Raw genomic sequence first — 14,320 nt, forward strand, 5'->3', positions numbered from 1 at the left:
TGTGGCGTCCATACCACCATATTTAGATCGCCAGTTGTAGAAGGTGCTTTGGCTGATGTTATGCTCACGGCAGAGCTCGGTAATAGGGACGCCTTGTTCGGCTTGTTTTAGGATGTTGAAGATTTGGTTGTCGCTAAAGCGTGTCTTTTTCATAGGATTCTCCTGCTGGTGTATTTTAGCAGTTAATCTCTATTTGTAAGTGTTCTTATTTATTGGGGGGATTACCACTTATCGCGGCTGATGTCTGGCAGGTTGAGAACCAATGGGTCATCGTTGAGCTAGTATAGCGCAGTCTATATATCCTATGACTTACTATGCTCAGTCTCTCAAAGCATCTTCAACAAAGCTCAACCGGTCTTGACCAAAAAACATCTCACCATTTACGAAGAAACTTGGTGCCCCAAATACGCCTCGTGCTACTGCTTCTTCGGTACTAGATTTTAAACGCGCCTTAACCTCAGGCTCACTAATACGCGCCATAAAATCAGTCGCATCAATGCCTACTTTCGACAAAACCTCAGCCACAACTTCTGGTGATTCCATATTTAACTTTTCAGCCCATAGCGCCTTAAAGATAGCGGATAAATAACTCTCAAATTTGGGTGTCTCCAAATAAGCGGTAACACCGCGCATAAGCTGCATCGTATTGACTGGGAAAAATGGATTGAAGCGAAAAGGCACGTCATAGATAGCTGAAAAACGCTTAAGGTCTTTGAGCATATAAGCGCCTTTAGCAGGTACGGCAGCTGGTGAGGTGTTACCAACGGCTTGAAACACTGCGCCAAGTAACATAGGTCGCCAAACGATCTCGGCATTATGACGCTGCGCGATACTCGCTAACTGTGTCCATGCCAAATAACTGGCTGGGCTGCCCACATCAAAGAAAAACTCTACCTGTTTACTCATCTTTGCATTCCTTGCAATATATTAAAAATCCATTAAAATTTTGACAGTTATTAACCAGATAGGATTAAAAAGTTTCCATCCATGGGCGTAAATCCAACTCATGCGTCCAGCTATCCCTTGGCTGACAGTGCAACTGCCAATACTGCTCAGCGATATGTTCTGGATTTAAAATACCGTCTTGGTCTTTTAGCTCATAGCGCTCGGGAAAGTTGTCACGAATAAAGTCAGTATCAATAGCACCGTCAATGATAGGATGTGCGACATGTATGCCTTTAGGTCCCAACTCGCGCGCCATGCTTTGTGCCAGTGCCCGTAGAGCAAACTTAGCACTAGCAAAAGCCGAAAAACCTTTACTACCGCGTAAAGACGCTGTTGCACCCGTAAAAATAATTGTCCCCCTCTCACGTGGAATCATGACTTTTGCCGCTTCTCTACCTGTCAAAAATCCAGCCAAGGCACCCATCTCCCACACTTTTCGATAGACCCTCTCTGTCGTATCTAAGATGGAGAAATGAACGTTTGCCCCGATGTTAAACACCACGACTTCAATCGGCCCAATGTCTTTTTCAATATGAGCAAACAGCTCAACCATCTCTTGCTCGATACGCGCATCACAACCAAATGGCTTGACCACTCCTCCAGCCGCTTCGATATCACTGACTAATGTCTCTAGCTTCTCAGCGTTCCTTCTGGTCACGCACAAAGTAAAACCTTCTCGCGCAAAACGTCTGGCAACAGCGCTGCCAGTGGCATCGCCTGCGCCGATTACAACTGCTACGGGTGCTCTGTTCATGTCTATTTCCTTATAGGTTCCTTTTTAGAACTAACAAAAATATAGCTTTATTTTTGGACCCTGTCAAGCTAACCTATAGCTTAAAGATAAAGGAGATAACCTATGCGCTGGGATGAACTGGACCAACAGTCTTGCTCGGTAGCTCGCACTTTAGCAGTCATTGGTGATCGTTGGACGCTCATTATTTTACGTGATTGTTTTTTGGGAGTCAGACGATTCGACGTATTTGAGCAACGCTTAGGCATTACACGTCATGTCCTATCTGACCGTCTTCGCAAACTGGTTGAATACGATATTTTAAAAAAAGTCGCCTATCAGCAGCGGCCGCTACGTGAGGAATATAGACTGACAGAGTGTGGATTAGATTTGCACTCTGTCGTACTGGCATTGGTCAGTTGGGGTGATAAATACATGGTTGATGAACGCGGGGCGCCGCTGTTGCATAGACACAAGGCATGTGGTCACATTATGCATCCGGTGACAGTATGCTCCAAGTGCGCTGAACCCGTTACTGCACGTGATATTGAGGTTGAGATAGGACCCAAATGGATCGGTAATGATGAAGTGAGTATTTAACTTAGTAGCGGTTTATAAGCCATTAGAGCTAGATATCAGAACACTTTATTTAAAAGACTTGACCTTTTAAGGTTGTACTGTACTTCAGCCTAAAGTGCTCCAAAACCTCGTTAACTGTATCGAACAACGTAAAATAAATCCAATCGTGGCGTGTACTTTTCCATTAAAACAGATACATACTGCTCAATCGGTTTTCTTAGAAAAGAAACATGTCGGTAAAATCGTTTTGAAAGTTGCTCAAGAATAATCATCGATCAATAGCAAGTAAATAGCGTATAAATGGTTTTGAATATTTTATTCAAAGCCATTTATATCTAAATCAATAAACGCTGTTTTGAAGCATAAAAGTCAACCTTATCAGTCATGACTGTCAACCATTCATTTTATCGTCAGCAGCAGAATATAGATCAAACCTATGAGATAACTGTCATTTCAGTAACGATAAATTCATCGACCATCCCATCTGTTATTTGTACATAGTTTTGGAAATGCGGGCTTTGTACATGTTGCTGAAGACACTCGTTGTTTTCCCAAATTTCATAAACCACGAAACCGTTACTATTTGCATTTTCTTGATGCAAGTCATATTGGATACAACCTTGATCACCTTGTGATGCTGCTGTCAGTTTAAGCAGCTCAGTTTTGACTTGTTCAACGTGCTCAGGTTTGGCTTTGATAGTGGCGACGATGGTAAGTGGTTTGTTTGCTTGCGTGCTCATCTATTTATCCTATGTTTATTATTATCATTGATTTAAATAGGTCCAACGTGTCTGCTAAAAGCGTCACATTGGACCTATTAATCTAAATTGCGTTATGCGTTATGCAGACCAGCCTTCTAATACAATTTTGCCATGCGCTTGCTGTTTTTCTAGCATTTGATGCGCACTACGTAGGTGTTCAGCGGTGATAGCCCCAAGGTTGTGAGCGACCGTGGTTTTGATCTCGCCTGCATCAATCAATTTTGCCACCGCATTTAATAAATGATGCTGTTCAATCATGTCTGGCGTATTGAACATTGAGCGTGCAAACATAAATTCCCAATGCAGGCTTAAGCTCTTGGTTTTAAGAGGGTTGGCATCTAATGATTTTGGATCATCAATCAGTCCAAGCTTACCTTGCGGCTTTAAGCATTTAATGATTTCTTCATAATGATCTTCAGTATTATTGAGACTCACCACGTAGTCTACTTCAGCAATACCCGTTTTTTGTAGTTCATCAGACAATGGGTTGCGGTGATTGATGACATGATCAGCACCCAAATCTTTGAGCCACTGCACGCTCTCATCTCTCGAAGCCGTACCAATAATCGTGGCCGACGTTCTTGTTTTTAATAACTGAGTTAAGATAGATCCAACGCCGCCCGCTGCGCCAATGACCAATACTGAGACGTTATTAGCATTCTCGCTACTACCGCTCTCATTCGCTGCGCTATCAGAGACAGGTACTTGTAAACGGTCGAACAACATCTCCCAAGCTGTAATCGTCGTGAGTGGTAATGCAGCTGCCTCAGCGAAAGACAAAGAGGCTGGCATGTGTCCAACGATACGCTCATCGACCAACTGATATTCAGCATTGCTGCCTGAACGGGTCAAATCTCCAGCATAATAGACGTTGTCGCCTACTGAGAATAAACTGACGTCTTCACCGACAGCCGTCACAGTGCCAGCAGCATCCCAACCAATAACAGCATACTCACCCTCTGCGGCAGGACGCCCTTCACGGATTTTGTAATCTACTGGATTGACTGATATAGCTTTCACTTCTACAAGAATATCGCGGCCTGAAGCAATTGGCTTATCAAGGGTGATGTCTTGTAGCGATTGTTCATTATCGATAGGTAGATTGTTTTGATAACCAATGGCTTTGATAGTTTGCATAATATTGTGTCCTGTTTTTAATGAGAAAGTTTTTAATAATAAAATTTGAAAATATAGTTATTTGAAAATATAGTTATTTGAAAATATAGTTAGTAATGGTTTAATTGTTCGAAATTCATTGATGCTGCAAAATATAAATCTTATGCATCTTATGCAAAAATTGACTGCAATACTGTCTGAGTCTGCTGCTCAAGCTCTGCAATGGCTGCTTGGTTTAGAGCATCAGCATGTGGTCGACCAAATGCCCCTCTTGCATCGCCATGTGTGCCATCTGTTATATCGTTATCAAAGTATTTACCAGTATCGTCAGCGAACTCATCCGAGATGGCTAACTCCGTTAGGATATTTGCGCCCTTGTCTGCTGATGACCAATGCTGACCATACGCTTCGTTAGCCATTTTTGTATTCAGTAGCGAACCTGGATTGACGGCGATGACATTGATATCGTTGCTAGCGACGGTGTCAGCTAATGCCATACTCCACATGGTTAATGCCAGCTTACTTTGGGCATAAGCATCCTTATCATCAAGGCGGGTCTGGCCTGCAAGTGCTTGATAAGATATTGACGCTTGCGCAGCTGAGCTTAAGTTCACGATACGCGCTTTATCAGACTGCTTTAGCAAAGGTAACAAAGCATTGGTCAGCTCATAAGGCGCTAGGTAATTGACCATAAAGCGTACATCCAAACCGTCTTTCGTCAATGCTGATGCCGTAGTATAAATCCCTGCGTTATTTATGAGCACATCAAGCTTTGTCAGTTTTTCATTGACGTCTGCTGCCATCTTTAGCACATCCGTTAGATCAGAAAAATCAGCCACAAACCCATCAATATTATCTACTGCTGCGCCTGTCGCGACTGCTTGAACTTCTGCAATGACGCTAGCAAGCTTGTCAGCATCGCGGCCATGCAAGTACACTTGATGCCCAGCTTCTGCCAGTTTTAACGCTGCCAATTTGCCAATGCCATCTGTGCTGCCAGTGATTAAAATTGTTTTAGTGGTATTCAGAGTCATAAACCGCCCTTATTGTTTGAATTATTGTTTCAGTTTTGGATACCTGTTCTATTTTATCCATCGTGATAGCGCCCATTGTAATGAAAGTGTTGTGGGTCAAACAGTAGCCATCACCTAAAACACTTTCAATATAATTTTGAAAGTGAGTTATATTTAAGGGGTTATTTAGACTGTTATCTAAGCGGTTGCTAGTTATACTTAGGTTCAAAATTCATGAGGAATGTTAAATGCAGTATCCCATAGCAATTACACCAAGTAATAAAACAACAGCTTATGGCATATTTATCCCAGACATAGTGAGTTGCTATTCAGCCAGCGATGAACGTGCAGATATCTCTAATAATGCTAAAGAAGCGATTATGCTCCATCTAAAAGGATTGATAGAAGACGGTGAAGCCATTCCTCTACCTACCGATAGTACTAGACATAAAGATAATCCAGATTTTGAAGGAATGGATTGGGCAGTAGTAGATATTCAGATACATGAGCTTTATGAATGACATCAAAGAACCACTCATGCCTTTCAGATATAATAAATAAACTAAAAAAATTCATATAACAAAAAGGACAAGTAATCTAATCATGAAAAATTGAAAAGACAATGAATAGAAAACTGCATTATCAATCTTATTTTAAGACACGCTATGCAAATTGGCGTTCGAATGACGTCCAATTCTCAATATAGGCTGGCTGGCAAATAAGACAATCACACCAACTAATGAAAACACACCAAAGGCGTAGAACGCAGTAGCAGCACCATACCGATCCACAATCAAACCAGTAAAAATGACGGGTACACTAAGCCCTATATATGCCATCAGAAAATAGCCTGCACTTGCACGTGCCTGCTCATTTCCAGCAGATTTTGCGACTCCTAACATACCGCCTAAATAGACAAAGCCATAGCAACTAGTACTGGCCAAAAATGCCGCCAAAAGAATCACTGGTAGACTGGCATTCAACGTCCCCCAAGCCAATAAAGCATAAGCTGGTAGTAAGATCAGAAGACCAAGCTTGCTTGAAATTTGAGGGTCAAGTTTTCGGGCGATTGGCTGAACGATCAATCCACAACTGATGGCTAACATAGAGGATATCCCTGCATACTTAGCGAGTCCATGCGTGGCCAGTACTGAGGGAATAACTGACAGTACCAAACCTGTCGTCGCCCAACAAATCAAAATACCGCTGCCATACCAGATGACCTCACGGTTAAAATAGGGTAGCCGTAGCATAGATGTGGGCAAATTAGTGCGTTTAGGTGCTGTCTCTGGTAATTTATATAACAAAAACATAGCGAACAGCCCGCTAGCTAGCAGTAAGAAAAAACTGGCTGGCTGATCGGTTTCATAAAACATCAAAGAAACTGTCGTCAATACAGGACCAAGACCAAAACCTATCGTTGTACTGGCCGTCACCCACGCTGTCGCACGCATCGTATCTGCTGAGCCGAGCAGCTCAATCATATAGGCAGTCGCCGTCGCAGCCATTAGAGCTGTTCCCACACCCAGTACGAATCGCGCTACTGCTAATGCTCGCGTGTACGGATAAAACAACATAAGAGCCGTTGCTGCTACCGATAGGGCCAAAGAGATTAAAATCACCTTACGTCGTCCGATACGATCCGACAACCCACCGAAAGCTAATAATACAGGTATGACGCCTAATACATAAAAGGAAAACGCTATCGTAGTTGCTAGTACACCATAGCCATCATTGTGTGCATAGACGGCATAAAGTGGGCCTTGGATATTGACGCTTGTCGTTATCACGCATAAGGCAAAAGCCAGATATTTGTTATATTTTTTCATGGTCATATATCGCTGCTTTTTGAATAATAATCGCTGAATTGACTGAGGTTAGTGTGATTCACAGTAGAATGACACCTACCTCTACATCGTTTACGTTCAATGATTAAAACAAAAGTACAGTAGGTTATCTATATACAATACAGTACAATTAGACAGAACTGTTTGGTCTATAAAACCCATACAGTTGGGATATCCTACCCATATATCGTTATAGTTGTAACCTTGAGATAAAACTTTCATAAAAGCCGCCTTACCAAAAATTGTAAAAAATATGAATAAGAAGCTAACACGCATCGAAATTGTCATGGCTGACGTAAAAGAGAAAATAGCAACCGTTATCTACATGCCAGAGTCGCGACTACCCTCCGTCCGTGCCGCTGCCAAAGATTATGGGTTCTCACCATCCACCGTGGTTGAAGCCTACGAGCGCCTGCAAACTGAGGGCTTTATTTACTCTCGGCCTGGTGCAGGGTTCTATGTGGCAGAGACGACAGCGCCGCTATCATTGACAGATATAGCACCAAAAATTGATCGAGTGGTAGATCCATTGTGGGTATCGCGGCAGTCGCTGGAGCCACCCGATGGTGCACTAAAGCCAGGCTGCGGCTGGTTGCCAGCGGACTGGCTGTTTGAGGCAGGTATACGCCGTGGTTTGCGAAATGTAGCAAAAGCTGACGCGTCCATTATCAGTGAGTATGCAACGCCGCTAGGACTGTTAGCATTGCGTCAACTAATCACGCGGCGTATGGCAGGATTGAATATCAATGCAGAACCATCACAGGTCATATTGACGGATTCCGGCACTCAAGCGATAGATTTGATTTTTCGATTTTTGCTGACACCAGGCGATACGGTTGTCGTCGATGATCCTTGTTATTTTAACTTTCGAGCACAGCTGCTTGCCCATCGGGTCAAAGTAGTTGGAGTCCCTTATACGCCAAATGGGCCAGATGTAAAGGCCTTTGCAGCGATTTTAGATGAGCATAAGCCGCGCCTGTACATCACCAATGCTGCCATTCACAATCCTACGGGCGCAACGTTATCACCTGCTACGGCATACCGTGTATTACAATTGGCTCAGGCTGCTGGTTTGTACATCATCGAAGACGATATTTTTGCAGATTTTGAAGTCAAGCCTGCGGCGAGATTGGCGGCTTTGGATGGGTTGTCACGAGTATTCTATATCGGCAGTTTTTCTAAAACGTTATCCGCATCCCTACGCTGTGGTTATATTGCAGCGCCTACAGAATGGGTCGAGAGTTTGGTAGATTTAAAGATAGCCACTGGCTTTGGTGGCAGTCAATTAGCAGCGGCGGTTGTGTTCTCAGCGTTGACTGATAGCGGCTACCGTAAGCATATGAATGACATCCATACTCGGCTGGCAAGCGCGCGTACTCATACGCTACCACGATTGGCTAAATTAGGCATCGTACCGTGGCTGCTCCCACAAGCAGGTATGTTCCTATGGTGCCGATTACCTAAGAATAATAATGCGACCGAATTGGCTAATCGCTGCTTATCACAGGGTGTGGTATTGGCACCGGGCAATGTTTTTAGCCAATCGGACAATGCTGAAAATTTTATGCGGTTCAATGTGGCGCAGATGAGCCATTCAAAAATTTTCGAGGTATTGGCTCAATCGTTAGACTGATCAATCAGAGACTTATATAGTCATTCCACTATAAAAGTATGACAGCGTTAACCTTGCTTGAAGTATCACATGTACATCTACACTCGGTTGCCTTGTACTACTTTTAAATTGAATCGACTATAGTGCTAGTACCTTCTTATTATATATTGACCTTTCGACTATAATTCTAAGCCTAAATATCAGCCAAACATAAGCCAAACACAATTAAATCTAACCACTCCCGACAACGGATACTATTTCTCTAGGATAGCTCATATGTCCCCTATATATACTGCATTGGCTGTACTGGTTACCTTTATCTGGGGCGTAAATTTTACTTTTATTGCGTGGGGTCTTGAGAGCTTTCCGCCATTGATGCTTACCGCCCTGCGTTTTTTCTTTACTGCTGTGCCATTGATTTTATTTCTAAAGCCGCCTAAATTCAACCGTACCTTGTTTATTTATGCCATTGGTACATTTGTCATGCAGTACGCCTTTGTCTTTACAGCGATGCATCTGGGTTCATCCCCGGGGCTGACGGCACTACTGCTACAAATTCAGATTTTTATCACGGTTTTGCTAGCGTATTTTATATTGGGCGAAGCAGTCAGCCGTATGCAAATCGTTGGTATGTTGGTCGGTGTACTAGGACTCAGCGTGATTGCGCTAAACCTTGGCGGTGATATGCCTTTGGCAGGGTTCATCTGTATTTTGATTGCGGCCATCGGTTGGAGCTTTGGTAATATTGCTTCCAAGCAAGCATCAAAACAGGCCTCAGAAAAAGCGTCAGAGCAAACGGCTCTAAAAGCAGCGCAGCAAGGAACAAGGGTATCTGTTGCCACATCTAGCACTGGAAAAAATAAAGCATCTGCTTTGTCTGCGTTAGCACTGGTAGTCTGGGGCGGTCTCATTGCTTGCGTCATGTTAACGATATCTTCTCTTACATTTGAGACTGATGCATGGCAGATGGCGACGTTTACTGAAGCATCACTCAAGTCTTGGCTCTCACTTGGGTTTATCGTCTATATCTCAACCTTAATTGGCTTTGGTCTGTGGGCACACTTACTCAGTCAAAATACTGCCTCCAAGGTTATGCCGTTTGCGCTATTGGTGCCCGTATTCGGTATGGTGACCTCAGTACTACTCACAGGAGAAGTAGTGACGTGGTGGAAAATGCTGGCCATGATGTTGATCTTATCAGGACTGCTATTGGCGAATGTGAAGATGAAAATAAAAAAAAGCTGCTAACGATGACTACTAAAACACTCGGCCATCATTAGCAGCTTTTTATTTTCTGCAGCTTTTTTTCTATAGTTATCGTAAATCATCCACGACAGCTAGCATTGCTACCAGTGATGCTTCGCCTAATTTGATAGAGCGCTCTGGCGACCAACCCATCTCTTCATCGGGCAGATTATCATTGTCTTTAAATGGCATCTCTAACGTATTAGCAAGACAATCAAAACGCTCTGCTACCCAATTGGTGGCAACGGTCATATTGGCAGCACCTGGTGCATCGACCTCATAGCCAATCTCAGACTGAAAGTCGGCACTGGCTAACTTTAATACCTCTGAAAACTTATCACGTAGTCCAGCAAGACGGTCACTGTAGCTTGGCGTCCCTTGTGACCCAGCGAGGAATACATACGGCAATGCTTCATCACCATGCACATCATAAAATAGATCCACGCCTGTCGCTTCCATTTTATTAATCACATGAAATACTTCAGGGCTTTTGTCTAAGCTTGGACTTTGCCATTCACGATTTAAGTTGGTTCCGGCAGCGTTAGTACGCAAGTGTCCACGCACACTGCCATCAGGGTTCATATTAGGAACAATATAAAAATTGGCCTTGTCTAACAACTGTTTGCCAGTCGCATTATCACTATCTAACAAGCTATACAACAAACCCTCAATGAGCCATTCAGCCATCGTCTCACCTGGATGCTGACGAGCAGTAATCCATATATTGCGCTTGTGGGCAGCACCGTCACCTATTTTGACTAGGGTCAAGTCACGTTTATCAAGCGTTTCGCCTAGATGCTCTAACGTCACTAGCGGATGCACTTGCACGGCGGCCAATAAATCTTGATGACGCTCATAGCTATAAGGCGCAAAATACGCAATCTGAATGGTTTCGCATTCTAACTCTGCCACGATGGTCAATTTGCCATCTTTATAAGAGGTTGGCAGACGGAACCAATGCTGACGATCATAAGAAGCCACCGCTTGGTAGTTCTCCCACCCTTCTAGATAAGACGCCTCTCCTGCATTCAGAATATTGAGAACATACTGCTCCCCTATTTGACCTGACAAACGAAAGTTAAACCACTGAAAAAACTCGCCGCCAACATCTGGACGAATCGCTAATTGAATGTCTTTTTTGTTGTCTGCATTAATAATGTCAATGTTGCCTGCATCAAAATTAGCTGTGATATGCATAGTCATTCCCTAATTGATTTTTATGATTGTGTTTTAAGTATTATGTTCGTTATCGACTTACTGTTCTACCTATTGCCTTGTAATAATCTCTAGCTTTATATTGGGCACTAGACATACATTTACTTGGTCATTATCAGCTCGTTTTCAAGGCAATAACCTATCAAATCTATCTGTTCAGGTTGAATATTTAGCGTTGGCTACTAAAAGATTAAACCTCTGCTAATAACTCGACACTTACTTGAAAGTAATCATCGTCTTTTATAGTAATACTGACGTTACCATTATGCGCCCCAACGATAGACTGTACGATAGATAGACCCAAACCTGTTCCTGTGTGGCGATCTATTGTTTTATGATGTCGATAGAAGCGCTCAAACAACTTATCTGCCTCACTTTGTGTCAACGGCTCATCTAATTGGTTAGTGATGGTCATTCGTAAAATAGCTTGTTTTGATTGTTGAAGACTGCTTATTGTTGTACCCACCATCTCATCTGAGTTTACTCTATCTGCACTAATGGTTATAACGCTATCTTGAGCAGCATAATAAATCGCATTCGATATCAGATTAGCAAAGAGCCTTTGTAATAAACTTTTATCTCCTAAAACAGCGCTGAACTCACCTTTGGTTTCAATAGCGATACCTCGGTCTTCTGCAATCATTTCGTAGTAATCAACGAGCTTGGTGATTAAACTGTCCGTATCCACGTGACTGATTTGCGAGTCACTCAATCCTTTTTGGGTTTTTGCTAGCAGCAGCATATTATTTATCATGGCCGATAGCTGCTCTAAGGTGTCATGCTGATGGTGTAGCTGCTCAATGTATTCATCACTAGCTCTCGGTTTGTTTAACATGACTTGCGTTTGCGTGCTGAGTGTCGCTATTGGAGTGCGCAGCTCATGGGCGATATTGTCTGAAAACCGTGACAATGATTCAAAATTACTTTCAAGCTTGGCCATCATTGAGTTGTAAGATTCTGCTAATGGTCGCAGCTCTAACGGCATATCACTGACCGTGACTCTATCATCCAATCTGTCAGGATTCATTGTTTTCATTTTTTGGACGATGGTCGCCAAAGGTGCAAAACCCCAATACACACCCAGCGCCGCTACTGATACGAGCAACAAGGTAATCGCGAACAAAATCATACTAAGCTGACGATTGAACTGTAATAAATACTGATGATGCACATCTATAGGCAATGCGATAAGCGCGAGCATTTTGTCGTCTTCAATGACCATTGCTCGATAGTATCGGCTGTTGATATTCATCACAAACTGTTGCTTATCATTATCTTGTTTCAGTGATGACAGATTAAATCCTTCCCCTAGCTCTTGAGCAAAGTTATTGGGGGTACTAGACAGTATCTGCCCTTCTTTATTAGCGATAATGGTTTTTAGATCGTAATCTAGCCAAGAAGAATGCTGATGATCAGCTTCATCTGATATCGCTGCGGTAGAAGTATCTCCATCAGGCATTACGTCAGGTGCCGCTCTTAGCGGCTGTTGACTATCCAATGGATTTTGAGAGCTAGGTAGGGTTTGGGAAGTTATAGGGCTACTAGGTTCTATCACTCGTTTACGTAGATTAAAAGCCGCATGAGTCATAATTTCAGCGTCCATTTGCTCGAAATGGCCTTTAACAGAACGCTGTATCCATATATAAATGATAACCTGTGATATAACAACAAATATCGTGAGCAGCAACACAGTACGCCATAATAGTGGCAAGCGCCGATTATCAAACCTATATTTCATATTAGACATTGCCAGCTTCGTGAGATGGTTGGCTATCAAGCGCTGTATCGACAGCTTCTAACCGATAGCCCATCCCGCGCACCGTATGAATCAGCTTTGCGTCATGATCATCGTCTATTTTTATACGAAGACGTCTTATCGCCACATCAATCACATTGGTATCATTTTCAAAGTTCATATCCCATACTTGGGAGGCGATGATTGAGCGTGGAAGCACTTCACCGCGGCGCTCTAATAAAAACTGTAGTAAGGAAAACTCTTTTGCCGTGAGCTTAATAGGCTTATCTCCTCTATGCACCGTACGCTTGCCGATGTCCATCTTAAGATCCGCTATTTGCATAATCGTACTTTGATAGTCGGCTTGATTGGCACGTCGTAATAAGCTTTTCATCCTGACGATCAATTCTGCAAAGGCAAAAGGCTTGGTCAAATAATCATCGCCACCAATCTCAATCCCTTTTATCTTGTCACTTAAGTCATCTTTTGCGGTTAGAAATAGCACAGGCGTATGCTTGCCAGCCGCTCGGTAATTACGCACCAGCTCAAAGCCACTAACATCAGGCAGCATCACATCCATCAATATCACGCTAAATTCTTCCGTCATCAATGCATGATAGCCATCTAATCCTGTTAGCTGATGATCCACGATAAACCCAGCTTCGGTTAAGCCTTTTTTTATATACTCGCCAAGCTTCAATTCATCTTCTACCAGCAGTACTTTCATTGTAATTCCTCAATACGGTCATGATTGTTTAACGTTCTAACCAGCACAGGTGACAATATTGACTGGTAGCGGACAAAGATGTCATGTGCTCGTAATCAGACTGTCAGTTTTATTTTGCTAATCTATATAAACGGTACATAGGTGCTCGTTTCAATACTTAGCTACTATCCAATACTTAGGGCGTGTCCTCAATTCAAACGAGTGTCTCTAAATGGGCTAAAAACAGCTAAATTTTGCCAAACATCGTCAAATAATTGGTCAATATCTCGATATTATCTGCACTATTTTCCTCGTTTGACGGCAATTTATCTCATTTTTATCACCATTTTTAAAATGAGGACACGCCCTAGCTACTATGAATTATTTTTATCGGTAATCAATGTAAACAACTTACGAAAGAGGTTTTATATGAAAATTTATGGTTCGTTCAAAAAAGTAGTACTGCTTTCGGTATCTGTACTTATCGGTACTACCACTGCCAATGCGCATACGATTGATCTAAGCACTTCAATCATCAACAACTGCGACGCTGTGACTGAGTTTGCAAAAAACTTGGATCATAACGATGCTCAGCTCTCAAATTCACAAATGAAAAGCTATATCGATGCGAGAGTGGCTTGTGAGATTGAACACAAAGATCAACATCTACAGTCTGAAAAATACTTCATTAACAAATATGGTAGCGATAAGTGATATCAGCTCTGATGTCATACTAAAGGATTACTGACAACATTAAAAACCATAAATAGTAAGATGACAGAATTGTAATCTTACCGTCATCTCTCTGTCAGAATC

16 protein-coding genes are annotated in these 14,320 nt (G+C 42.6%); 6 read left to right on the forward strand and 10 right to left on the reverse strand.

The features are described 5' to 3' along the window. The 3 genes from CXF61_RS08620 to CXF61_RS08630 form a co-directional block, all read right to left on the reverse strand. Positions 1 to 153, reverse strand: a 153-nt coding sequence (locus tag CXF61_RS08620; RefSeq protein WP_165597916.1) for a transposase, incomplete at its 3' end; no start/stop codon positions are given. A gap of 165 nt (positions 154 to 318) precedes the next feature. Next, complete coding sequence (locus CXF61_RS08625; protein ID WP_165597917.1) at positions 319 to 906, reverse strand: 2-hydroxychromene-2-carboxylate isomerase; 588 nt, start codon at positions 904 to 906, stop codon at positions 319 to 321. 64 nt (positions 907 to 970) lie between these two features. Continuing rightward, positions 971 to 1,699 carry an SDR family oxidoreductase gene (locus CXF61_RS08630; protein WP_165597918.1) on the reverse strand — a complete coding sequence of 243 codons (729 nt, stop codon included), beginning with the start codon at positions 1,697 to 1,699 and terminating at the stop codon, positions 971 to 973. A gap of 102 nt (positions 1,700 to 1,801) precedes the next feature. Between CXF61_RS08630 and CXF61_RS08635 the strand changes: the two genes are divergently transcribed. Both CXF61_RS08635 and CXF61_RS14320 read left to right on the forward strand, forming a co-directional pair. Then, on the forward strand, positions 1,802 to 2,275 hold the full coding sequence (locus CXF61_RS08635) for a winged helix-turn-helix transcriptional regulator (RefSeq protein ID WP_165597919.1): 474 nt from the start codon (positions 1,802 to 1,804) through the stop codon (positions 2,273 to 2,275). A gap of 94 nt (positions 2,276 to 2,369) precedes the next feature. Further along, positions 2,370 to 2,522 carry a zinc-binding dehydrogenase gene (locus CXF61_RS14320; protein WP_413775333.1) on the forward strand — a complete coding sequence of 51 codons (153 nt, stop codon included), beginning with the start codon at positions 2,370 to 2,372 and terminating at the stop codon, positions 2,520 to 2,522. A gap of 166 nt (positions 2,523 to 2,688) precedes the next feature. Here CXF61_RS14320 and CXF61_RS08645 read toward each other — a convergent pair whose 3' ends face one another. From CXF61_RS08645 to CXF61_RS08655, 3 genes are all read right to left on the reverse strand, one after another. Continuing rightward, positions 2,689 to 2,994, reverse strand: a complete 306-nt coding sequence (locus CXF61_RS08645; RefSeq protein WP_165597920.1) for a putative quinol monooxygenase — start codon at positions 2,992 to 2,994, stop codon at positions 2,689 to 2,691. A gap of 99 nt (positions 2,995 to 3,093) precedes the next feature. Further along, positions 3,094 to 4,143: a zinc-binding alcohol dehydrogenase family protein gene (locus CXF61_RS08650; protein WP_165597936.1), complete on the reverse strand. Its 1,050-nt coding sequence runs from the start codon at positions 4,141 to 4,143 to the stop codon at positions 3,094 to 3,096. 158 nt (positions 4,144 to 4,301) lie between these two features. Further along, entirely contained in the window at positions 4,302 to 5,165 is an 864-nt protein-coding gene (locus CXF61_RS08655; RefSeq protein ID WP_165597921.1) for an SDR family NAD(P)-dependent oxidoreductase, read from the reverse strand. Positions 5,166 to 5,392: 227 nt separating this feature from the next. On the opposite strand from CXF61_RS08655, the gene CXF61_RS08660 reads away from it, so the two are divergent. Next, a complete protein-coding gene (locus CXF61_RS08660; protein ID WP_165597922.1) occupies positions 5,393 to 5,665 on the forward strand; it encodes a type II toxin-antitoxin system HicB family antitoxin in 273 nt (90 codons plus the stop codon). Positions 5,666 to 5,797: 132 nt separating this feature from the next. Here the strand turns inward: CXF61_RS08660 and CXF61_RS08665 are convergent, their stop codons facing one another. Next, on the reverse strand, positions 5,798 to 6,979 hold the full coding sequence (locus CXF61_RS08665; RefSeq protein WP_165597923.1) for an MFS transporter: 1,182 nt from the start codon (positions 6,977 to 6,979) through the stop codon (positions 5,798 to 5,800). A gap of 265 nt (positions 6,980 to 7,244) precedes the next feature. Here CXF61_RS08665 and CXF61_RS08670 point away from each other — a divergent pair, with 265 nt between their 5' ends. Together CXF61_RS08670 and CXF61_RS08675 are read left to right on the forward strand one after the other, a co-directional pair. Continuing rightward, on the forward strand, positions 7,245 to 8,624 hold the full coding sequence (locus tag CXF61_RS08670) for an aminotransferase-like domain-containing protein (protein WP_165597924.1): 1,380 nt from the start codon (positions 7,245 to 7,247) through the stop codon (positions 8,622 to 8,624). Positions 8,625 to 8,879: 255 nt separating this feature from the next. After that, positions 8,880 to 9,851 carry an EamA family transporter gene (locus CXF61_RS08675; protein ID WP_165597925.1) on the forward strand — a complete coding sequence of 324 codons (972 nt, stop codon included), beginning with the start codon at positions 8,880 to 8,882 and terminating at the stop codon, positions 9,849 to 9,851. 66 nt (positions 9,852 to 9,917) lie between these two features. On the opposite strand, the gene CXF61_RS08680 is transcribed toward CXF61_RS08675, so the two are convergent. The 3 genes from CXF61_RS08680 to CXF61_RS08690 all read right to left on the reverse strand — a co-directional run bounded on the left by CXF61_RS08680 (position 9,918) and on the right by CXF61_RS08690 (position 13,525). Then, entirely contained in the window at positions 9,918 to 11,045 is a 1,128-nt protein-coding gene (locus CXF61_RS08680) for a M14 family metallopeptidase (RefSeq protein ID WP_101204553.1), read from the reverse strand. 208 nt (positions 11,046 to 11,253) lie between these two features. Beyond that, a complete protein-coding gene (locus CXF61_RS08685; protein WP_101204552.1) occupies positions 11,254 to 12,801 on the reverse strand; it encodes an ATP-binding protein in 1,548 nt (515 codons plus the stop codon). Between the two features lies 1 nt (position 12,802). Further along, positions 12,803 to 13,525, reverse strand: a complete 723-nt coding sequence (locus CXF61_RS08690) for a heavy metal response regulator transcription factor (protein ID WP_101204551.1) — start codon at positions 13,523 to 13,525, stop codon at positions 12,803 to 12,805. A gap of 408 nt (positions 13,526 to 13,933) precedes the next feature. Here CXF61_RS08690 and CXF61_RS08695 point away from each other — a divergent pair, with 408 nt between their 5' ends. Beyond that, complete coding sequence (locus CXF61_RS08695) at positions 13,934 to 14,218, forward strand: hypothetical protein (protein ID WP_101204550.1); 285 nt, start codon at positions 13,934 to 13,936, stop codon at positions 14,216 to 14,218. The last annotated feature ends 102 nt before the right edge of the window (positions 14,219 to 14,320 follow it).

The organism is Psychrobacter sp. 4Dc (genome assembly GCF_002836715.1).
GTDB lineage: Bacteria > Pseudomonadota > Gammaproteobacteria > Pseudomonadales > Moraxellaceae > Psychrobacter.

Coding starts and splice junctions, on each gene's coding strand:
- CXF61_RS08635 (WP_165597919.1), top strand. CDS start 1,802: ATGCGCTGGGATGAACTGGACCAACAGTCTTGCTCGGTAGCTCGCACT.
- CXF61_RS08685 (WP_101204552.1), bottom strand. CDS start 12,801: ATGAAATATAGGTTTGATAATCGGCGCTTGCCACTATTATGGCGTACT.
- CXF61_RS08695 (WP_101204550.1), top strand. CDS start 13,934: ATGAAAATTTATGGTTCGTTCAAAAAAGTAGTACTGCTTTCGGTATCT.
- CXF61_RS08655 (WP_165597921.1), bottom strand. CDS start 5,165: ATGACTCTGAATACCACTAAAACAATTTTAATCACTGGCAGCACAGAT.
- CXF61_RS08680 (WP_101204553.1), bottom strand. CDS start 11,045: ATGCATATCACAGCTAATTTTGATGCAGGCAACATTGACATTATTAAT.
- CXF61_RS08665 (WP_165597923.1), bottom strand. CDS start 6,979: ATGACCATGAAAAAATATAACAAATATCTGGCTTTTGCCTTATGCGTG.
- CXF61_RS08690 (WP_101204551.1), bottom strand. CDS start 13,525: ATGAAAGTACTGCTGGTAGAAGATGAATTGAAGCTTGGCGAGTATATA.
- CXF61_RS08675 (WP_165597925.1), top strand. CDS start 8,880: ATGTCCCCTATATATACTGCATTGGCTGTACTGGTTACCTTTATCTGG.
- CXF61_RS08625 (WP_165597917.1), bottom strand. CDS start 906: ATGAGTAAACAGGTAGAGTTTTTCTTTGATGTGGGCAGCCCAGCCAGT.
- CXF61_RS08670 (WP_165597924.1), top strand. CDS start 7,245: ATGAATAAGAAGCTAACACGCATCGAAATTGTCATGGCTGACGTAAAA.
- CXF61_RS08630 (WP_165597918.1), bottom strand. CDS start 1,699: ATGAACAGAGCACCCGTAGCAGTTGTAATCGGCGCAGGCGATGCCACT.
- CXF61_RS08660 (WP_165597922.1), top strand. CDS start 5,393: ATGCAGTATCCCATAGCAATTACACCAAGTAATAAAACAACAGCTTAT.
- CXF61_RS08645 (WP_165597920.1), bottom strand. CDS start 2,994: ATGAGCACGCAAGCAAACAAACCACTTACCATCGTCGCCACTATCAAA.